The following is a 19,381-nucleotide window of genomic DNA, read 5'->3' as shown; positions in this document are numbered from 1 at the left end:
ACTTGCCAAACCATTGAATCCATCAATAATATTCATCGCATTACTCACACCTACAAGTGCAAATGTAGTAAAAAACAGACCGATTATATAGGGCAGAGTAAGAGAGAAGTCAGTCAAATAAAGCAAAAAGTACGTGAGAATGAGGGATATTTACAAATCAAAGTGAAAGCAAATCTTTTGATATTTCTTAACACTTTTTAGACAAAACTGACAGAATCCTCAACAAAACTATACATATTCCTTCCTTATGAGTAAAAAATATTTTTTGATTTCATCTTTGAGCGTATGATGAGAGCAATAAGCAAAGAAGTTCTACTTAAGCCTATGTTTGTGCGTGGCAAATACACCTTGTCCTTTTTTGTGATTTCTCTAAAATTATCAATCTCAATCATTGAAACACGCTTACACCATTATTAGTTACACCCCATAGCACACCTGTGATAATTGCTATCCAAATAATTGTTTTCATATTGTCTTTTAGAAGCTCTGGTTTAAACTTTGCAGCAATAGCAAGAAAACAAATCATTAAACCACCAAATACACCTACTAGAAAAGGCGTTAAGAATGCGCTTAATTATGTTATACGCAATTCTGAATCTACATTTGCGCTCAATCAAGATAATGAACTCGTGAGCTTAGAGGATATTATGAATGATTGGCAAAAAGATTTTTCACCAAAAGAGAACGCAAAAGAAGCGTGGCACTTCACATTTTCACTTGATGAGGCTGTGGATAAACATAGCCTTGAGGCATTAAAAATCTCTGTGAGTGAAGTAATGAAAAAGAATTTCGTTGAATATAAGTTTGTAAGTGTTATTCACTCTCATCAAAATAAACCACACATTCACATTATCTTAAACAAAAACAATATATTTTCTCGTAAGAAGCTACATTTCAAGAGTAAGCAAGATATAAAGGATTTTTGGAATCTCTTGCGTGAGGATTTTAAAAACTCTCTTAACTTTCATAATCCAAACTTGAACTATGAAAATAAGTATAAATTTGAGCGCGATTTATTAAAGCAACACGCTAGAGCTTCACTTGAAATACCGCTTAATATCAATAATGAGATTTCAAAAAGTATGCACTCCATTGTCAATAAAATTTCGCTTTATGAGAGTAAAATTCAAACTATTAATGAAGCAATAAGGCAAAAAGTCGCAACAAAAATTCTCCTTGTCAATGAAGCTAAAGAACTTATGACAAGTGGCAATAAACTCTATTATAAAAAATTAAAGCAATAAGTTAAAAAATCTCCATACATACAAACAAAATATGAAAAACCAAGACTTGTATATATACAGAACCAACGCATTATAGAGCATTATAATGATAATAAAAAATAGGAGAAAAACACTTATTCTTAACAAAAACTACATTTTATGAAACGCAATGAGTAAAAGAAATATTTTTGTAGAATCTCACCACGCTACAAGCACATAAAGATTCTAGAATTGCCCTTGATTCGCACTCTTTTTCACCTATATATATATCAATTTTTACACCTTGAGAATCCAAAAAATGCAGAGATTGCTTTAATTCCAAAATACAAGGTGGTGGAGCAATAAGCACAAGATTCTGCAACCTTTGATAAGAAGAAATCCTCTCTAATGCCTTATTAATTGCACTTTGAGTGCTAAGAAACTCTCTATCTTGCCACACCCCCCCATTGCTATGACCTATAATTACATAAGGATTAGCAGCATAGAGGTCAAGAATCCAGTCAATCACAGATAATGCAAGATTCTTATTTGTGTATGCTTTCATATATCTCTTGTATCTCATCTTTACTTAAACGTTCTCTTTCTTGCAAAGCACGAGATATTTGTAAAAGCACAGCTTTTGAATTAATAATAAACTCTCGCATTTCTTTTTGTGCTTGCTCTAAAATATGAGCTATATCACTACTATCACTTAAAAGTCGCTCACCCATACCATATTGCTCACACATTTGCGTAGCAATTTCTTTTGCGCTTAAAATATCTTCTTTTGCATTACTAAAAGTCTGTTTATAAATACATTCCACAGCAATATTTCCACTTAAAGCAACTTTAATCTTACTCATAAGTTCTTGCTTGCTTGTAAGCTCTTTATCAATCTGCCTAAAACTTTCACTCACAAGCCCAATTTTATCAAAATCTACCTCAAGCCAATATGCACTTAGTGCCTTTGCTGACTGATAAAGTGCAAGAATCTCTTTTTCTTTCTCATTCAAACTTAATGCCTTTTTCTTACCTGTAAGCACTTTGTCCTTAGTGGCGAGAATATCCTCTTTTTGAATCACATTTGACTTGCGTCTTAAAGCATTAAGTGCAGATTCATTTACAAGCGAAGCAAGAGCTGCACCGCTAAAGCCCACGCACAAACGCGCGACTTCTTCTATATCTAATTCGTGCTTTTTATCCTTAAGATATAGCCCCAAAATATGCTCCCTTTCTTGTAAATTTGGTAACTCCACATAAATGCGCCTATCAAATCGCCCGCTTCTTAACAACGCTTCATCAAGCACTTCCATTTTATTTGTCGCAGCTATCACAATCACACCACTCGAATCTTCAAAGCCGTCCATTTCGGTTAAAAGCTGATTGAGTGTGGCTTCTCTCTCATCGCTACGCGTATTTCCACGTGCTTTGCCCACTGCATCAATTTCATCAATAAAAATAATGCTTGGTGCTCTTGCCTTTGCTCGTGCAAAAAGTTCCCTTACGCGTTTTGCGCCCATACCGACATAAATTTGCACAAAACTTGAACCACTTTGATAAAAAAATGGCACAGCAGCTTCACCAGCCACAGCCTTAGCTATCATCGTTTTACCTACACCTGGTGGTCCCACTAATAGCACACCCTTAGGCAAAGTAATGCCCAAATCTTGATAATGTTTAGGATTTTTTAAATAATCAATAATTTCTACAAGTTCTTCTTTTACCTCACTAATCCCCGCCACATCTTTAAAGCGCACAGAACTGCTCATAGGCATATATGAAGATTCTGTAAAAGGTATTTCACTCTCACGCATAATATCATTTTGCTGTTTTTGAGGTATTTTGAGAATCCTTTTGCGCGATTGCACAGCTTGAATAAGCACACTTAGCACCAAAAGCACAAGGACAACAATACCAATCTCACCCAAAATATCCCCAAAAATAGGTGCGCTTTTAACATTAATAGGAAGTTCATAGCTCCATAGTTTTGGTGGAAGTGAATAGAGATAGACTTTATAGGGTGTATCTTTTACTACAAAATATATATAATCATTATCCACACTCACATCACGCACCTCTTCACTTGTAAGCAAAGATTGTGCTTCTTGTGCGCTTAGAAGCTGTGTATTATCACGCATTGCCATCACAATAAGCAAAATAACTACAATGCCTACGCACAAAACACCGATAATAAGACTTTTAGATTTTGCCATAATTGCCCTCCTCTCTTATCTCATAAGATTCAAAGTTCAGCCACTGCCCCTCTAAATCTGCCTTGTTGGAAGTGAAATGAAAACGATTAAAAAACTGGTCTAATCCACTATATACAAAGCCCTCTTCGGATTCTATTTTACTCTCACATAGCACCTCTAAAGGCACATAATGCGCTTTTCTAAAATCTATATTATGTGCTGCAATAATATCTTTTAATGTGTGTAATCGTGTTTTTGCAATATCACCCCTTACTTGATGAGTAAGTGTGCTTGAAAATGTGCCATCACGCTTGGAATAAATAAAAGGGTGCAAATGTGTGAGCGGAAATTTTTTAAAATTATGCAAAGCCTCCTGCCATAGCTCTTCACTCTCTCCGGGGTGTCCTACGATAAAATCACTCCCCAAGCAAAAACCCTGCTGAGCAAACTCATCAAAAAGTGCCAAATCACTCTCCACACGATTATGACGATTCATCAAATCAAGCATTGTATTGCTTGTGTGCTGAAGCGCGATATGTAAATGCCTTTCTACAAAAGGCAACATCAACGCATTTTTTAATTCACTATCAATTTGACTAGGTTCTAAACTTCCTATGCGCAAGCGTTTAAGAACATTGAGGGCATTTATATCACAAATAAGTTTGGCAAGATTATAATCATCTAAATCCACACCATAGCTCCCTACATTCGTGCCCGTTAGCACCACTTCGCTAATACCACTCTCACTTAAAGTGCGGATTTGACTTAAAATACTCTCCTTTGGGTATGAACGCGCCTTTCCTCGCACAGAGGGGATAATACAATAACTACACGCAAAATTACAACCTTCTTGAATCTTTAAAAATGCGCGTGATTTTCCAGAAAACTGCGCAATAAGTGTATTATCAATATGATTCTCATTGCTTTCAGGGTAAAAAAACCGCTCATCTTTATGCAAAAAATCTCCAATAGATTCTTTAAAACTATGGGCAAATACACTATGAGCGAGATTATTTGCAAAGATTTCTTCTCCCCTTGTGCCTACGCCACAGCCTGTAAGATAGACTTTTTTACGCAAATGGCGCATTTTATTGAGATAACCTCTCACACCAGAATCTGCACCATTTGTTACCGTGCAAGAATTAACTACAATCACATCAGCAAGATTCTCATCTTCTACACATTCAAATGTTCCTAAATTGCTTTTCATTACTTGCGTATCAAAAAGGTTCGTGCGACAACCAAAAGTCTTAAAATATACTCTTTTTTGATTACTCAAAGCCCTATCCTTGCGCTTTAGGATTCCATTTGTCCTAGTGCTCCACCAAGTAGTGCCCTTGACTCTTGTGTAGCTTGACCTATGCCATCGCCTCCACTAGCAACAACCTTATGTGTGGGATATGCAATATGTATATCATCTTCTTTGAGAATCTGCTCAATAATTTCCCCTGAAATCGTGCTACGCAAACCAAGTGTAGCATAGGCATTTGTCTGATACCAAAGTGAGATTCTAAATCCATTTGGTTCAATCATACAATAACTCCGCACTTCAAGATTAGGATTACGCAAAGAATATTTATCTCGCATACGATACACTTGCTGACGCACCATTTCCGTATAGCCTTTGGCATATTTTTTGCCTGTGTCTGTGGCAATTTTTAGTGCTTTTTTGTAATTACTATCAAAAGTAATACTAAAATCTATCCCGTCCCACACTGTTTTAAGCCCTCCGTGTGTATAGTTTGCAAACATTGTGGTAAAAATAAAATTATTTGGCACAAAAATAATACGTCCAGCACGGCGATTTTCTCTATAACTTGTGAGTGTTACATCTTCAAAAAGTGTGATTCTTAGCATAGAAATATCAAGCACATCACCCACATATATGCTATTATCCTTCACTACTCGCACCCTATCACCTACATGCACGCTACCCCCCAACACAATGACAAACCAGCCGAGCACACTCATAAATAAATCTTTCATTGCAATGGCTAAACCAGCAGAGGCAAAACCTAAAATCGCTACGAGATAGGTTACATTCTCCATATAACTAAAAAGCAAAATCAGCGCGATAATGGTGATATTTAAGACATTAATCACCTTACTTGCAGTGTAGATTCTATCTGTATCAAGGATATATTTACGCAAAGTAAGTTTAAGCAAAAAGGCTAATAAAATTGTAATAAGCACAGCCACGCTGACATACACGATTTTGACAATTTGATTTTGAATTTGCGACATAATCTTTGTGCTAATATTTTCACTCTCTTGCGCATAAATATCAAGAGAAGTTGCTAAGATTTTTTGCGCACCTTCAAGCTCTTCAATCATTCGCTGTGTAGAAGCGATAGCATTTGCTACTTCAAGGGATTTATCTACAAAACCAAGTTCAAGCAAAAGCCTATATTTTTTACGCACCATATCAAGTAGATTCTGCAAACTCTCATCATTTGCCTTAAGCACATCTTGCTGTTCTTTGAGAATTTTAAGAAATGAATAACCTGTAAGTATCAAAAAAGGATTTGTAATTTGTGGCACTTCTTCTATATTTTTAGTTTCTAGTAAGGCTTTATAAGGCTCTTTTGCATAATCTTTGAGGAGATCTTGCTGCCTTTGTAATGTCTCCAAACGATGCGTAAGAGAGCGAGGCGGATTTGCAAGTGATTGAATCTCCTGCTGAATGCCATTTATCTCATCTGTTAGCTCATTATAATTTTGCAAACTCATATAATGTTTAAGCCACACATTATGACTTGCTTCGAGTTGCTTATCAATATCTTCTATTTGCTTATCAAGTGATTGCGCACTTTCTAATGCTACTAATTGCACACAAAAAAAAAGTAAAATGAAAGAGAAGATTCTAGTTTTCATCATAATCACCACATTTTTTAAGCACCCTTAAGACCACATCTTTAGGCACATCATTACAAAACTTTACATCACCAATACCTTGAGGCAAAATAAACATAATTCGAGAATCTGTGCTTTTCTTATCAAGATAAAATTTCTCATAAAAACCTTGCGCATTTTCAAAAGCAAAATGCGTTGGGAGATTATAGCTTGAAAGCAGTTGTTTTATGCTTTGGCATTGCTCTTGAGAAAGTAATCCTAGCTCACAAGCAAGAGTATTTGCCATACACATACCTATACTTACAGCTTCTCCGTGCAAAAATTGCTCATATTGCGTGAGATTTTCTATCACGTGCCCGAAAGTATGTCCATAATTAAGCGCAGCCCGAATGCCCTGCTCCTTTTCATCGGCATTAACCACACGCGCTTTTATCTCCACACTTTTGGCAATAGCTTCACTCAAAGATTCCATATCTTGCAATGAAAGTTTCCGTGCAAGAAGGCTATCAAAAAATGTCTTATCAAAACACACCGCCATTTTAACAATCTCTGCCACTCCTGCACCAAACTCTCTATTTGGCAAGGTAGTAAGCATAGCAGGGTCAATATACACAGCTTTTGGCTGATGAAAAAGTCCTATGAGATTCTTACCGAAGGCATTATTAACCCCTGTTTTCCCACCCACAGAAGCATCGACTTGTGCAAGCAAGGTTGTTGGAATCTGAATAAAATCAATACCACGTTGATAAATACCACTCACAAAGCCCACCATATCGCCTATCACACCTCCACCTAAAGCAATCATTAAAGATTTTCTATCAAGCCGATGAGAAAAAGCGCATTCAAGTATATACTCCACGCTCTGCATATTTTTGTATTGCTCTCCATCAGGCACGATACACACATATACTTCAGGTGCGATAATACGCTCTAGCACTTGCCTAAGATAAAAACCAGCAACTTTAGGATTTGAGACGATAAGCACCTTGTGAGGAGATTCTATTTGTGGTAATGTGCCGATGTAAATAGGGTATTGTGTGCTTTTGGTTTGAATCTGTATTGTTTTATTCATTATTTTCCTTTTGTTTTTCCTTTATTTTCTTGAGAAAGGGGAATAAAAATTTGTGGATTTTTATTATTCATCGACATAATTTTATATGCATCTGTGGAGAAAAAAGAAAATGTTTTTGTGCGTGATATACTTCGCTCAAATGGCACAAAACACATATATGACATAAAACTATCTTGCAAATATAAAATAGGATTTTTTGAATCTGTTTGTATAAGATTTATCGTGCGCTTAAAAATACGTGCGCACTCTTCATACCGACTCACAATCTCATCGTGATAAGACGCATCTGTGTCATAATCATATACATCAAGGTCAAGTTGAAGTTGCTTAGATACATCAAATATCACAGAAGTAACATTTTCTATATTTCCCATATTTTCACTTAGCACTACAAAACTTTGCTTGCAATCTTCCACGTGTTCCCAGCCGGTTTTTAGCACAGGAATTGAGAGGTCAAAAAGCACTCTGCGATTTTTGCGTGAAGTAAAAATATCTTGATTAATAATCACTAGTCCAAAACGTTTTTGTGAATCTGTGGCAATTCTCTCCTTAAAACTTGTATTGCTATAATCCACTCTTACTCGCACACTTTCAGATTCTAAATTTTTCAGTTTATCAAGAAAGGTAAAATTTGAAGGATTAAGAATATAGATAAAAAGCTTATTATTCTTGAGCTTTTCATTTAAATAAAGTGCGTCTTGCACATCACATAGGATTCTATGTTCATTTGAGAGAGACATATCCACATAGAGAAAAATATCACGCCCAAAGGGTGAAGGAAATTGCCCTATCTCACTTTTTATCTGCACATATACATCATTCAATATTTTTGGGTCGCCAGCAATTAAAAGGCTATCATTTGGTTGGATAACAAGAAAATGTTTGCTCAACAATAGTTCTCCACCCCTGTAAATTCCAACAATACACCAATTTTTTTGCTCAATAGAACCAATATGCCGATAAGTAAAAATACTACCATTTGGCACACTCACTTGCATAATCTCGCCCTGCCCTAAACCAAAGCTACGCGGGATAAATGGGATATTAGGCAGACGCTCAATAAATTTATTTGAGAGAATCAATTTTTCATTTAACACAAGCAGGTTATTATCTTGTGCCATTTGTGCAGTTTGTCTCTGTTCGTCAAGCATAATCACAATGTGCGCCTTCTTACTTAATGCACGCGTAATTTCATAAGTAGCAACCACTTCTTTTTTATCTTCAAGCACAAGAAAAATATTCTCAATGTCTTTTGTTACAAGTTGAGATAATCGAAAAGAAGAAGTGTAATCAAAATGATGAAATTCAAAGGAACTAGGCACACTATCGGGGATATAGCACATATCTTTTGTAACGACAATATAATAATCATTACTGAAATATTTGTCCAAAATTGTATCAAGAAAAATTTTTGCAATATCGCCTTGTGCAATGATAAGCGTTTTTTTCACACTTTGCCTTTTTATACAAAATTACTTAAAGGCTTATTATAGCCAAGAAGTAATAACCGCATCTTTTAAAAACGCATAGGCTTTTTGATACCTTTAAGACGCATTTGTGTATAGAATCTGCTTAAAGCGATTTGCTCTTTTTTACCCACACGATAATGAATGTGTTTAAGATAATCTAAAATATACGCACTTGAGATATGACTTTGCCTACTTCGCTCTTTCAAGATATAATGCGGAATCTTCACGGGATTGCGCACAAAGCATTGAGCTAAACGCTGATAGAATGCTGCATTCTGATTAAAACACAAACGTCCAAAACTAAAGCCTAAATGATGCTTATCCCACCATTTTTGCCCTAAATCAATACTTGCTCCTCCACTAAGCTTATATCTTAAAGCCCTATCGCCAATGAGAATCTCACCCTTTATTCCTAATACTTTAGCTAAAGCATTAGAAGAGGCAGATTGATAATCATCTTTTTGCGCTCTAGGTAAAGCAAGAACACTCCACACTGCACCTTTTGCCACAATACCCGCATTTGTTACCTTTTTCTTACGCACACTATCATACCCTGCAATACTTGAAATAAAACCCGCATCAATACGTCTATACAAAAAATCTTTATTTAATCGCGCAGGATAAGATTTTCTCAATCCCAAAAATGCCTTAAAATTCGTAGGAGTAGGATATTTTTTGATAAACACATCAAAGGGCAATAGATTTAAATATTCAATCTTCCCAAACCGCATAGCAATCCCTACAAAACCATCTTCACTTCTTCACTTTGCTGCAAACGCGCAAAAATATCATTTCTCTCCCCTTCACTTTGCACTTCTAGGCTTACATATATGCTTACAAAATGTCCTTTTGCGGAATGTTTGCCAAGCTGTATTTCATATTCTCGTGGCATTACTTCAAAGACTAAAGCGCGAAGTTTTTCCTCATTTTTTCCAATGATTCTATACTCCCATTTACAAGGATAAATAATATCTGGCTTTTGTATATCAAGATTCATTAATGTTTCCTTTATTTGCTTGAATTTTACTCTAAAGTATGAATCACTTCACGCACAAAAGGTGGAATCTTGCACGGCTTACCTTTTTCCACATCAACAAAGGCAAGAGTAATATCCGCACTAAAAAGCAAATCATCACTTTCTACACCTTTAAGCGCATCATAAATTCTATACACATCTTGTTTAAGCCTTAAAGACACATTTTTACACTCAATAAGGCTATTTCTCACTTCTAGCTTATCACCTAAATGTCCGCTGGCAATAAAATCTGCGTCAATTTTTTTGAGCACAAAGCCGCTTTTTTCTACAAAAGGCTGCATAGAATTTGTAAAAAATAACTCACTTCTAGCACGCTCACAATATTTAAGATAATTTGTATGATACACAATACCCCCACAATCCGTATCTTCAAAATACACTCTCACTTGATATGTCTTCATTATGTCTCCTTGAAATAATGGCGATATTTTCACGCATTGTAGCAAATTTGAAGTAATACACGCATATCCTCCTTTTTGACATTGTGTAAGAGATAAGTTTTAGCTAAAATCTCACCAAAATGCAAAAAAGGAAGTAAATGAATAATTTTAGTAGAATCGGATTCATTATGGCGACTCTGGGTAGCTCCATTGGTTTGGGACATATTTGGCGATTTCCTTATATGACAGGAGAAAATGGAGGTGGTGCATTTGTGATTTTTTATCTTATCCTTGCTGTAAGTATCGGTGTGTCAATGCTTATAGCCGAAATGCTCCTTGGCAATATCGCACGAAGCAATCCTTTGGATAACTACATCATTCTTGATAAACTCAATACTCTCCCTCCTACTCCACAAGAAAATCACAACAAAGTCAATCCCTTAGACAAAAGTGTGAAAAAACCTCTTATGTGGCTTGGATTAAATGCCATTGCAGGACCTCTTATTTTAAGCTTTTATGCTGTTGTAATGGGTTGGATTCTCTACTATCTGCTTTTTGTAAGCTTTCACTTACCAAGCAATATTGAACAATCACAAGTCCTTTTTGATGCGATTAGAACACAATCGCTTATGTGGCAAACGCTTTGCTTTTTTGGTATTATTGCCTTTAGTGCTTTTATTGTCGCGCGCGGGATTAAAAAAGGGATTGAGCGATTAAATCTTATCCTTATGCCTTTGCTTTTTATCATTTTTATAGGACTATTAATCTATGCTATCACACTTGATGAATTTGCTCAAAGTTGGCACTTTATGTTTCATTTTGAGCCAAGTCATATTACTTTACACACCCTCTTAGAATCTTTAGCGCAAGTCTTTTTCTCCCTTTCTCTTGGTGTAGGCACAATAGCCGTTTATGCAGCAAATGCAAAAAAGGGTGAAAACCTTCTTAAAAGTGCGCTTTGGGTGGTGCTTAGTGGGATTGTTGTATCTCTTATTGCTGGACTTATGATTTTTACCTTTATTTACCATTTCCAAGGTCAGCCAAGTCAAGGTGTAGGGCTTTTGCTTATCTCACTTCCCCTCGCATTTCACTCTTTAGGGAGTGTCGGGCATATTATTAGTGCATTCTTTTTTATCGCTGTGCTTTTTGCAGGGCTTACTTCCACCATTTCTATGCTTGAGCCTATCGTAAGTGTATTGCGTGATAAATTAAATTACTCTCAAGCAAAAGCTTCATATCTTTTAAGTGCTGCTGTCTTTGCACTCGGATTTTTGGTAATTTTGTGGAATAACACAGAATTTGCAATGCCCTCTATTTATGGCAAATCCCTCTTTGATGTGCTTGATTTTCTCACTGCCTCTTGCCTTATGCCACTAGGTATGCTCTGCGTGCTTCTCTTTTTGGGTTGGTATATCAAAAAATCTCATCTTAGGGCTTGGACACCTTTTTTATCACATACGCTTTTTGTTGTATGGTTATGGATATTGCGAATTATCGCGCCAAGCATCATTATTGTCATTCTTATTTCACAGATTTTCTAAGACAAATTTAGAATCTTTCAAGGATTCCACCTTTCTTCATACCTTAAAGATTCTAAAACTGCCTACTAAATGAAACAGAAAGTAGGTGTAGTTGCCCAAACCCACCTGTTTGATAAATGCTTTTGCGCCCATCTTTAAGAGCTAAGCTATATCCTACTCCAGCATTCCATTTCTCACCAATTAATTTTTGCGCACCTAAGCCAAACATATAGGCATTACTATCAGGAATCCCTATTTTATCTTGTGGCACAGGAGATTGGTCAAAGGCGGCAGAAAACATAAGAAGCATATTCTTTTGTGTGAGATAAGTCAGTCCTAAACGCAAAGCAATAGTATCCTTCCAACCATCACCCATTGCCACCGCACCATAATCTGCCAAATCCATCATTCCCTCTAGCTGCTGTGGGGTAAATTGCATTACCATACCGCTAAGTGGTGTGAATTGAGGATTGCTAAAATTAAAGGCAAACTTATCGCCCTTGCTCCAATAAATTTTTTCATACACAAACTCTACACTTAATCGCTCAAAATAATGCATAATTGCAATTTGGATACTTGAAGGAAGTGTAGTCGCAAGATTCAAATCTGCTTTCATATTGACATCACCCACAGAACCACCAATATAAGTAGTTGCATCAAGTTTGCCTTTAAGGTTAAAAGTTACAGGAGAGGTATAAACCATACTCAAAGTAGTTTTTCTATTTTCAAAGGGACGCACACTCATTGCGAATTTATAGCCAAAGGCAAGGTCTGCACCATTACTTGTCTGATCCACCTTTGTCGCTCCTACAAGTTTTGTAGTAATCTCCATATCTCCCATACCAAAGGCATTTGCTACTTGTTTAGCGTCCATTAGTGGCAAATAGCCACGCGGTGCTCCATCTGCATCAGTTTCTGTAGGGGAGGGATAAGCACAAGGTCCCGGATTATCTATTTGCAAATTACCATTTATGTCATAAAATGTGCCTGTGTAGCAATTCACATACGCACCTAGATTTTTTGCTTCCTGCATAGTATCTGTTAAATTCCCACAACCAAAAAAACTACTTGTGCTATAACCATTTTGAATACAATAATTTACACCATTAACAAATTTATAGCCTGTGTGCTCCACCCCATCTACATTAGTCTTGTAGGTTTTATTTGGCACTTGATTAAAAAGTGTGGGAAGGCAAATTGCTGTTTGACTCGCACAAGTTTTATCATTATATCGCCACTCAAGATTCCCATTATCCCACTCACCTTGATACCAATGCCAATTCTTTTTAATTTTTGCATTGATTTCTGCGACTTTTGCGTTATACCCTGTTACATCAATAATTTGCTTTGTATCATCAACATAAGGGGCAAATACATCGGGAGGTGGCATACCAAACCACGCTTCAGGATTAAATATTGTAGGCATTTGGTATCTTAGCTGATTATTGTAGTGCCCCCCCCCACCTACAAATAATCCACCCATTCCGGCTAAACCTGTGGTTGTATTTACCGCATAGATGAGTTGAGCCATAGCCGGTGGCACCATAGAGTCAGGGATTTTATCAAAATCTTTAATATTTGTAATCACTTCACCGGGCTTATCCTTTGTGCCAAGCGGGACAAACACCGTGTTTTTAAAATTCCCCATTCCATAGAGAATCCTAGGACTTACGCCAATAGCGATACGCTCATTGTAATTCCAGCTTAAAGAGGGACTAAACTCCACCATTGCAATCATCACATTACGTAAAAATGCTCCCGCTTCACCATTCCAATTCATCGCTAAACCACTAGGTGCAGTAAAACTTACACCATAATTCCAATTTCCCCACTTATTTTCAGTAGTCTTGCTTTTATAAAAAATCTTAGGCACAGGAAAGAATGTCGGGTCTGCACTGCCCGGAACTAGCGCACCCCTTTCGCTAAAGCCCCATTCTCCTTGCTGATTTTTTACTTCAGAAGGCACTTCAATAGGTGTAGTCAAATCCACACCCAAAAGATTATTTGCTAAACTCGCCATAGTTGGGTCAATACCTAATGTAGTAGTCGTGCTTAATCCCCAATTAATAGAGCCTTCACCAATATTTTTTGTATCAGTATCTGTGGTAAAGGCAAAACCGGGAATATAAATACCTGTGAAAGTGATGTCTAAATCGCCCTTGTCTTTGTCGCTTAGCACGTGGGAGAAGCCCATATTTGCAGGATTATAATATGCACTATCCGCACCAAAAGCACCTGCGACATAGGCAGAATTTAATGCAGTTGATTTAAGGCTCTGTTCATTGATTTTAAAGCCTGAAGCAAAACTAAAAGAAAATAAAAATATCAAATATAAAATAATACGCATATTCTTTTATCCTCATTAACTTATCCTACATTCCTAAATCCTTTAAGATTTAGGAAATAAACTTTAATTAATTTCATCATATAAAATAAAGATGTATAATTTTAGTTGCATATGCAACATTAAATTATACACCGCAGAGATAAATATTCTATGCCCCTTAAGGCTTTTTTACATCATAAGAAGTCTTATATGCGTGTTTTTCTAGGTATCACAACCCTTATGCGAAATTCTAATGTATCGCTTTAAGGGCTTGTAGCTTTTAATTGTCGGTAGATGTTAGAGGAGTATTTATAAAGTTTAGCTCTTCTTTGCTAAGTTGCACACCAGCGGGTATTTCTTGTCCGCTTGTGCCATAGCAGTAGTAACACGCCTGAAGCGGGGTTTGAGAGGCAAGAAAATTTTGCAAGGTATCAAAACTAAATGCGGGCAGTTCTACCCCCCCCCCCCCCGTTAGCCACGTTGTAAGCACTAAAGATTCTTTGTGCGTTTTGGCGGACAAGGATTCCATCATTTTTGCCTAGAGCAAAACCCTGCACAAGATGTGCTACTACAGCTCTTGAGCATTTAGAGATAAAGCCATTTTCCATAGTCAAGCACCCTCCACACTGTCCAAAGATACATTCTTTAAAAATCTTCTGCACGACAGATTCTTTTAGTCTTTTCACGCTCTTGCCGCCACAATCCACCCAATTTCCATCTCCACTCGCATAGCAATGTATCCAATAAGGAATCTTCCATTGTGTAAGCGTAGATTCTAATTTTTGCGCACTTTTATGATTGGCTTCTCCATAATTTGAAAGTCTTAGCCTAATCTTGCCACTTTCTTTGATGAGAGAAAGAATAGAATCTTTTGGGACAATCGTAGCATTTGTGGCGATAGTAATGCGATGTATGCGTGGATTACCTGCGACATATTCTAAAATTTGAGTAGCATTAGGGTGCAGGAAAAATTCTCCGCCTTGTAGCTGCATATTTTTTATTTGAGTATGTTTTGTAATCTCTTCAATATCCGCACATATTTCTTCATACGGATAAAAAGGTATCATCTTTGCCAAATAAGGCGAGAAATTCGCGCAATTTTTGCATTTCAAACTACAATTTTGCCCCGATATAACAACAAGATTTTCTAGGGTATTGAAGTATTTTGCTTTTACAGATTCTGGTAGCAATGTTCTAAGCATTTTTTGAAATCTTTTATATATACTTCTTGGTATGCGCGGTATGCGTTTTATTTCCTCTATGATTTTATCTTTCATTGTGTCTCCTTTTTAAGTTTCCCTTAGCTTTATGAGTGTCTCGTTGAGTAAAGTTGAGCTTGTGCCTTTGGTATAGGGGAAATACACCACGCGCACACCCACCTTTTCAAACTTAGATTCCATTTCATTCCAGCTTGGGCTGTTATACCAGTCATCACCCACAAACAACACATCAAAATGGATTTTCTCCCACATCTTGTATTTATCAATCTCTTCTTGGGCTATTGCTGCATCGACATATTTGATATTACGCACAATCTCTATACGCTCACTAAAGGGAATCACTGCCCTTTTGTTTTTATACGAGACGAGTTCATCGGTAGTTACGCCTACGATGAGCTTATCGCATAATCCCTTAGCGTTTTTAAGCAGATTCAAATGCCCGATATGGAATAAATCATACACTCCGCTTGTGTAGCCGATTACATACTTAGACATTCTGCCCTCCATCACTTTTCTTTAGGTGTAAAAGTATTGAAAAACTGCTCTAAACACCATATAAGCCACTTTTGGTCGCCACTTAAGCCCTTTGTGCAATTCTCTTTAAATTCTGCTCTTTTAGGGACATAGTCTTTGAGCCATTGCTCGGTGGCGCGAGGCATAGGGATTTTAGTGGGTATAGGGATATGAGGATATTTTGCCTTAAAAAGCTCACGCAAAAGATATTTTGGCTCACCATTGCGGATTCTAGCCAAATCTAGGGGCTGTGCCATTTGCATACACGCATAAGGGTCAAGGTATGGCATATTTGCACATTCAAAGGCGTGCATATAGGAAGTATAAGATTCTATATCCATTATATCTTTTAAAAATCTTAAAAAATCAATTTTATTATTAGCTAAGGCATAAGGCTCATATACTTCCCTCACGCTCACCGATTCATTTAAAACTTCTTGTGGCTCAACAAAATTATATCGCTTGATAAATTCATCAAAATCCCAATCTTTAGAGAGGAGCTTATCCATACCACCAAATACATAATCCGCCCCATCTCCAACAAGAATCCTATCACAGCCCAAAGTTTTAACATATTGTGTAGCCTTATAGAGCTGCACCTCTATGGAATGAAAAGGCACTTGATTGTATTTAAGCAAAAGGGGAGTAATCTCTACAAAATCCTCCCAAAATATTTCTAAAATATGATGCTCCAAGCCATACATATCGCAATACTGCTTGGCACTATGTGTCTCATCAATGGCGTTTGGCGCGATACATTTAAAGGTAATACAAGGTGTGCCTTTAGGCAGATATGAAGCTAAAATCGCAGAATCTATCCCGCCAGAGAGTAAAAGTGCAGCTTTGTTGCTGTTGGCATTTTTGCTGGGGTGGGAGAGAAAATCATTAATTTTCTCTTGCAAGATTCTATCAATCTCTGCTGCGCTTGAGACTTTGAGTAGCTCACTCTGTGGCTTTGGCACAAAGACTTTGTGCGTCAAACCCTGAAAAAAATTCATATTTTCATCTTTAATAAATCTAAAGGCGAGATAAGCACTCGCGCAATAGGTTTTATTCACTTTGTTTATTGCAGTTTCACTCATTTTTGCTCCTTAATTTATGCCTAATGATTGTTTTAAATCATTAAGGGCTATTCGCGTGGCATTGGGGTAATTTACCCTAATATGCTCTTTTGCAAAAGTAATGCGCTCTTGCTTCATAAAATCTTGCTCTTGCAACACAACAGAATCTATAAAGTCTATAATATCTTTTTTGGTAGAGAGGAGATAGAGATGTGTGAGCACTTCCTCACCAAAGGGGGTAAATTCCCGCTTGATTGTCTCATTAGATTCTATAATAAAGGCTTCAGGCTTATCGGTGTAGAGATACTCGGAGATAAAGCTACCACAATCGTGGATAAGCGCACTTGAGGTAGCAAAACTCTCAAAATAATCCCCGCCTTCTTGATAAATCATATTTGGAATCTGCTCTATTTGCTTGAGATAGTTTTCTACAAAAGATTGTGAATCCTCTCCATAGGCTTTGTGGATTATAATCTGTGTAAAAAGTAGTGGGTGAGGACGGAAAATAAAGTCAATCTGCGGATAGAGGCTAGGGAGATTTAAGTAAAAATCGCTTAAACGCAAGAAATTTGAGAGATACAAAGGGAAATTTTCTAAAGTCAAGGTGTGGTGAGGAGCGATGATAATTTTCTTTCTTTTGTTTTGAATCTCTTTGGCAGATTCTATAACCGGCTGGATTTTATCCATTTTGAGATAGCCTATGACTTTGAGATTCTGTATTTCTGCGACTTGCGAACTCTTAATCAAATCATACACATTTTGATTTTCTACATAGATATTCCATAAAAGGCTATATTCTAAGGAAGCAAAAACTTGCAAACCATAGTTTAAAAGCCCCATATAACCATAAGAAATATGAAGTGTTAGGGTAAATTGAGACAAATAGCCTATGCTATACAATCGATGTGTCATCAAATCGTAAGGATTATTAAAATATGCTACATCAAGCATAGGGGCAAAGTCAATGAATTTTTTGCTTTGCCAATCATAAGAGCATAGAATCTTATCTTTGTGGGCAGGATATGCCTCTAACAATCTTTGATGATTACTCAAAAGCTCATCAAAGCATCTTTTCTCACCCCTTAAAGTATCGGGGATAACAATGACAAGAGGTGCAAAAGTAGAATCTTTAAGCATCGCCTCAAAAACTGGGCGAAAAGAAAACATACTATCTAAAAGAACGAGGAAGCCAACGCGGATACCCCCCCCCCCGCTACGCGAGTGCGGATTCTTGAAAGAATGAGTGGATAGTTATTTTGTGTTTGACTAATAAGTTTATCTATCTTTTTGTGATTTTTTCTTATAGTGATTGCATCAAAAAGTCGATGTTCTTTGCGTCCTGCGCTTTTACAATACTTGGTAAAAAGCACCAAAGAACCTAAAGAATACTTCACTATTAACTCGCCTCTCCTTGGCGTATCCCTATATACTATATACTCAACGCGCACAAAGAGCTTTAAGAAGTTTTTTATCAACGATTTGAGTGTTTTCATCATACATTGCCTTTGGTTTAATGGAACAATAATTATAATCTAAAATGTATGAAAATTAAATAAAGATTGAAAGATACTAGCAATCTCTGCTAAATCTTTACTTTGGCTAAGTGCGAGCATCAAAAGCACGCGTGCTTTTTGTGGATTAAGCCCTGCGCTACTTATAAATCCTAACTCGCTATCTGCTTTGCTTATATGCACACTCCCCTGATTAATGCGTGAGCTTACCACGACTACCAAGCCTTGCTTGAGCAAAGATTTTAACATCTCTTTGTGCGCTTTGTGAATACTCCCTGCACCGCTTCCTGCAATCACTATACCCTTTGTGCCAGATTCAAAAAGTGCCTTTGCCGCAATAGATGAGCCATCATTTGCATAAGAATAAAGTATATCTACACGTGGCAGAGACTTTAAGTTTTCTATATGAAAAATACTCCTCTGCCGTGCTATAAGGGGAGAGGAAAAACAAATGCTAGAGTCCGTAACAAATCCTATACGTCCCTTAGATGAAAAAGCATCAATTTCAAGCGTATGCAGTTTGCTAACGCCAAGTGGGGAATAAATTTGTCCATTCATACACACCATAACGCCCCGATTTTGTGAATCTTTATACGCTGCAAGTTTTATGGCATTAAAAAGATTTTTACCCCCATCATATAGAGCATCATTAAAAGGGCGCATAGCTCCTGTCAGTATTATGGGTTTATCACTTATAGTGGTGAGGTGGAGAAAAAATGCACTCTCCTCCATTGTGTCTGTGCCGTGTGTGATAACAATACCATCATAAAGAGAATCTGAAAGAATAACTTTTATATTATGAGCAAGGGTGAGCCATATATCATCACTCATATCTGCACTATCAATATTACATATTTGTTTTGTGTGAATGTGAGCAAGAGAGTGGATTTGAGGAAAATCTTGAAGCAAGGTATCTATGCCTAGCACCCCGCTTTCATAATCTGTATGTGTTTCATCTGCTACACCGGCAATCGTGCCACCTGTAGCAAGAATCATAATATGCGCTTTATGGGTGCTTGACACATC

21 protein-coding genes and 1 pseudogene are annotated in these 19,381 nt (G+C 36.9%); 2 read left to right on the top strand and 20 right to left on the bottom strand.

Translation table 11 applies throughout. From position 1 onward, the window contains the following. The 3 genes and pseudogenes from LS65_RS06665 to LS65_RS09800 all read right to left on the bottom strand — a co-directional run. Window positions 1-123 (bottom strand): annotated as a pseudogene (locus LS65_RS06665) (glycosyltransferase family 4 protein); the annotation flags it as partial. A gap of 122 nt (window positions 124-245) precedes the next feature. Continuing rightward, window positions 246-392 (bottom strand): hypothetical protein, encoded by a 147-nt coding sequence (locus LS65_RS09805; protein ID WP_161976261.1) that lies wholly within the window; start codon window positions 390-392, stop codon window positions 246-248. Continuing rightward, a complete protein-coding gene (locus tag LS65_RS09800; RefSeq protein ID WP_161976260.1) occupies window positions 389-526 on the bottom strand; it encodes a hypothetical protein in 138 nt (45 codons plus the stop codon). The genes LS65_RS09805 and LS65_RS09800 overlap by 4 nt, the downstream gene beginning before the upstream one ends. A 121-nt stretch (window positions 527-647) precedes the next feature. Here LS65_RS09800 and LS65_RS06660 point away from each other — a divergent pair, with 121 nt between their 5' ends. After that, complete coding sequence (locus tag LS65_RS06660) at window positions 648-1,244, top strand: relaxase/mobilization nuclease domain-containing protein (RefSeq protein WP_138129803.1); 597 nt, start codon at window positions 648-650, stop codon at window positions 1,242-1,244. A gap of 136 nt (window positions 1,245-1,380) precedes the next feature. Here LS65_RS06660 and LS65_RS06655 read toward each other — a convergent pair whose 3' ends face one another. From LS65_RS06655 to LS65_RS06615, 9 genes are all read right to left on the bottom strand, one after another. Further along, the gene (locus tag LS65_RS06655; RefSeq protein ID WP_034363955.1) at window positions 1,381-1,767 is read right to left on the bottom strand and encodes a hypothetical protein; all 387 of its coding nucleotides are present in this window, start codon (window positions 1,765-1,767) and stop codon (window positions 1,381-1,383) included. Continuing rightward, the gene (locus LS65_RS06650; RefSeq protein ID WP_138129802.1) at window positions 1,748-3,415 is read right to left on the bottom strand and encodes an AAA family ATPase; all 1,668 of its coding nucleotides are present in this window, start codon (window positions 3,413-3,415) and stop codon (window positions 1,748-1,750) included. Before LS65_RS06650 ends, LS65_RS06655 begins: the two co-directional genes overlap by 20 nt. Further along, window positions 3,402-4,673 carry a MiaB/RimO family radical SAM methylthiotransferase gene (locus LS65_RS06645; RefSeq protein WP_034362285.1) on the bottom strand — a complete coding sequence of 424 codons (1,272 nt, stop codon included), beginning with the start codon at window positions 4,671-4,673 and terminating at the stop codon, window positions 3,402-3,404. Before LS65_RS06645 ends, LS65_RS06650 begins: the two co-directional genes overlap by 14 nt. 17 nt (window positions 4,674-4,690) lie before the next feature. Next, window positions 4,691-6,268: a mechanosensitive ion channel domain-containing protein gene (locus LS65_RS06640; RefSeq protein WP_201274340.1), complete on the bottom strand. Its 1,578-nt coding sequence runs from the start codon at window positions 6,266-6,268 to the stop codon at window positions 4,691-4,693. Beyond that, window positions 6,258-7,319, bottom strand: a complete 1,062-nt coding sequence (gene aroB, locus LS65_RS06635) for a 3-dehydroquinate synthase (RefSeq protein ID WP_034362282.1) — start codon at window positions 7,317-7,319, stop codon at window positions 6,258-6,260. Before aroB ends, LS65_RS06640 begins: the two co-directional genes overlap by 11 nt. After that, window positions 7,319-8,770, bottom strand: coding sequence for a COG3400 family protein (locus tag LS65_RS06630; RefSeq protein ID WP_034362280.1), 1,452 nt, complete (start codon window positions 8,768-8,770; stop codon window positions 7,319-7,321). Before LS65_RS06630 ends, aroB begins: the two co-directional genes overlap by 1 nt. A gap of 65 nt (window positions 8,771-8,835) precedes the next feature. Beyond that, window positions 8,836-9,519 carry an MqnA/MqnD/SBP family protein gene (locus LS65_RS06625; RefSeq protein ID WP_034362278.1) on the bottom strand — a complete coding sequence of 228 codons (684 nt, stop codon included), beginning with the start codon at window positions 9,517-9,519 and terminating at the stop codon, window positions 8,836-8,838. A gap of 8 nt (window positions 9,520-9,527) precedes the next feature. Then, the gene (locus LS65_RS06620; RefSeq protein WP_034362277.1) at window positions 9,528-9,785 is read right to left on the bottom strand and encodes an HP0495 family protein; all 258 of its coding nucleotides are present in this window, start codon (window positions 9,783-9,785) and stop codon (window positions 9,528-9,530) included. Window positions 9,786-9,811: 26 nt separating this feature from the next. Further along, window positions 9,812-10,225, bottom strand: a complete 414-nt coding sequence (locus LS65_RS06615) for a YbgC/FadM family acyl-CoA thioesterase (RefSeq protein ID WP_034362275.1) — start codon at window positions 10,223-10,225, stop codon at window positions 9,812-9,814. 137 nt (window positions 10,226-10,362) lie between these two features. On the opposite strand from LS65_RS06615, the gene LS65_RS06610 reads away from it, so the two are divergent. Continuing rightward, window positions 10,363-11,745 (top strand): sodium-dependent transporter, encoded by a 1,383-nt coding sequence (locus tag LS65_RS06610; protein WP_034362274.1) that lies wholly within the window; start codon window positions 10,363-10,365, stop codon window positions 11,743-11,745. Window positions 11,746-11,797: 52 nt separating this feature from the next. On the opposite strand, the gene LS65_RS06605 is transcribed toward LS65_RS06610, so the two are convergent. The 8 genes from LS65_RS06605 to LS65_RS06570 all read right to left on the bottom strand — a co-directional run bounded on the left by LS65_RS06605 (window position 11,798) and on the right by LS65_RS06570 (window position 19,351). After that, window positions 11,798-14,071 carry an outer membrane protein transport protein gene (locus LS65_RS06605; RefSeq protein ID WP_034362273.1) on the bottom strand — a complete coding sequence of 758 codons (2,274 nt, stop codon included), beginning with the start codon at window positions 14,069-14,071 and terminating at the stop codon, window positions 11,798-11,800. Window positions 14,072-14,330: 259 nt separating this feature from the next. After that, window positions 14,331-14,540: a hypothetical protein gene (locus LS65_RS06600; RefSeq protein ID WP_138129801.1), complete on the bottom strand. Its 210-nt coding sequence runs from the start codon at window positions 14,538-14,540 to the stop codon at window positions 14,331-14,333. Next, window positions 14,488-15,327: a radical SAM family protein gene (locus LS65_RS06595; protein ID WP_138129800.1), complete on the bottom strand. Its 840-nt coding sequence runs from the start codon at window positions 15,325-15,327 to the stop codon at window positions 14,488-14,490. Before LS65_RS06595 ends, LS65_RS06600 begins: the two co-directional genes overlap by 53 nt. Window positions 15,328-15,339: 12 nt before the next feature. Next, window positions 15,340-15,765, bottom strand: a complete 426-nt coding sequence (locus tag LS65_RS06590) for an FAD synthase family protein (RefSeq protein ID WP_034362512.1) — start codon at window positions 15,763-15,765, stop codon at window positions 15,340-15,342. Window positions 15,766-15,776: 11 nt separating this feature from the next. Then, window positions 15,777-16,865: an asparagine synthase-related protein gene (locus tag LS65_RS06585; protein ID WP_236096667.1), complete on the bottom strand. Its 1,089-nt coding sequence runs from the start codon at window positions 16,863-16,865 to the stop codon at window positions 15,777-15,779. A gap of 9 nt (window positions 16,866-16,874) precedes the next feature. After that, window positions 16,875-18,011 (bottom strand): hypothetical protein, encoded by a 1,137-nt coding sequence (locus tag LS65_RS06580; RefSeq protein ID WP_052061117.1) that lies wholly within the window; start codon window positions 18,009-18,011, stop codon window positions 16,875-16,877. Between the two features lie 5 nt (window positions 18,012-18,016). Then, window positions 18,017-18,238 carry a hypothetical protein gene (locus LS65_RS06575; protein ID WP_138129799.1) on the bottom strand — a complete coding sequence of 74 codons (222 nt, stop codon included), beginning with the start codon at window positions 18,236-18,238 and terminating at the stop codon, window positions 18,017-18,019. Window positions 18,239-18,376: 138 nt separating this feature from the next. Beyond that, on the bottom strand, window positions 18,377-19,351 hold the full coding sequence (locus LS65_RS06570) for an asparaginase (protein WP_052061153.1): 975 nt from the start codon (window positions 19,349-19,351) through the stop codon (window positions 18,377-18,379). Window positions 19,352-19,381 lie beyond the last annotated feature (30 nt).

It is taken from the genome of Helicobacter japonicus (assembly GCF_000762845.2).
Taxonomy (GTDB): Bacteria; Campylobacterota; Campylobacteria; order Campylobacterales; family Helicobacteraceae; genus Helicobacter_C; species Helicobacter_C japonicus.
The sequence above is the reverse complement of the archived record's forward strand: the minus strand, read 5'-3'. Positions and strand labels throughout refer to the sequence as shown.

Bases quoted from the DNA above. Each gene is read 5' to 3' on its own strand.
- LS65_RS09800 (WP_161976260.1), bottom strand. From the start codon at position 526: ATGATTTGTTTTCTTGCTATTGCTGCAAAGTTTAAACCAGAGCTTCTA.
- LS65_RS06650 (WP_138129802.1), bottom strand. From the start codon at position 3,415: ATGGCAAAATCTAAAAGTCTTATTATCGGTGTTTTGTGCGTAGGCATT.
- LS65_RS06610 (WP_034362274.1), top strand. From the start codon at position 10,363: ATGAATAATTTTAGTAGAATCGGATTCATTATGGCGACTCTGGGTAGC.
- LS65_RS06580 (WP_052061117.1), bottom strand. From the start codon at position 18,011: ATGTTTTCTTTTCGCCCAGTTTTTGAGGCGATGCTTAAAGATTCTACT.
- LS65_RS06570 (WP_052061153.1), bottom strand. From the start codon at position 19,351: ATGATTCTTGCTACAGGTGGCACGATTGCCGGTGTAGCAGATGAAACA.
- LS65_RS06585 (WP_236096667.1), bottom strand. From the start codon at position 16,865: ATGAGTGAAACTGCAATAAACAAAGTGAATAAAACCTATTGCGCGAGT.
- LS65_RS06660 (WP_138129803.1), top strand. From the start codon at position 648: ATGAATGATTGGCAAAAAGATTTTTCACCAAAAGAGAACGCAAAAGAA.
- LS65_RS06655 (WP_034363955.1), bottom strand. From the start codon at position 1,767: ATGAAAGCATACACAAATAAGAATCTTGCATTATCTGTGATTGACTGG.
- LS65_RS06605 (WP_034362273.1), bottom strand. From the start codon at position 14,071: ATGCGTATTATTTTATATTTGATATTTTTATTTTCTTTTAGTTTTGCT.
- LS65_RS06620 (WP_034362277.1), bottom strand. From the start codon at position 9,785: ATGAATCTTGATATACAAAAGCCAGATATTATTTATCCTTGTAAATGG.
- LS65_RS06590 (WP_034362512.1), bottom strand. From the start codon at position 15,765: ATGTCTAAGTATGTAATCGGCTACACAAGCGGAGTGTATGATTTATTC.
- LS65_RS09805 (WP_161976261.1), bottom strand. From the start codon at position 392: ATGATTGAGATTGATAATTTTAGAGAAATCACAAAAAAGGACAAGGTG.
- LS65_RS06640 (WP_201274340.1), bottom strand. From the start codon at position 6,268: ATGAAAACTAGAATCTTCTCTTTCATTTTACTTTTTTTTTGTGTGCAA.
- LS65_RS06625 (WP_034362278.1), bottom strand. From the start codon at position 9,519: ATGCGGTTTGGGAAGATTGAATATTTAAATCTATTGCCCTTTGATGTG.
- LS65_RS06595 (WP_138129800.1), bottom strand. From the start codon at position 15,327: ATGAAAGATAAAATCATAGAGGAAATAAAACGCATACCGCGCATACCA.
- aroB (WP_034362282.1), bottom strand. From the start codon at position 7,319: ATGAATAAAACAATACAGATTCAAACCAAAAGCACACAATACCCTATT.
- LS65_RS06615 (WP_034362275.1), bottom strand. From the start codon at position 10,225: ATGAAGACATATCAAGTGAGAGTGTATTTTGAAGATACGGATTGTGGG.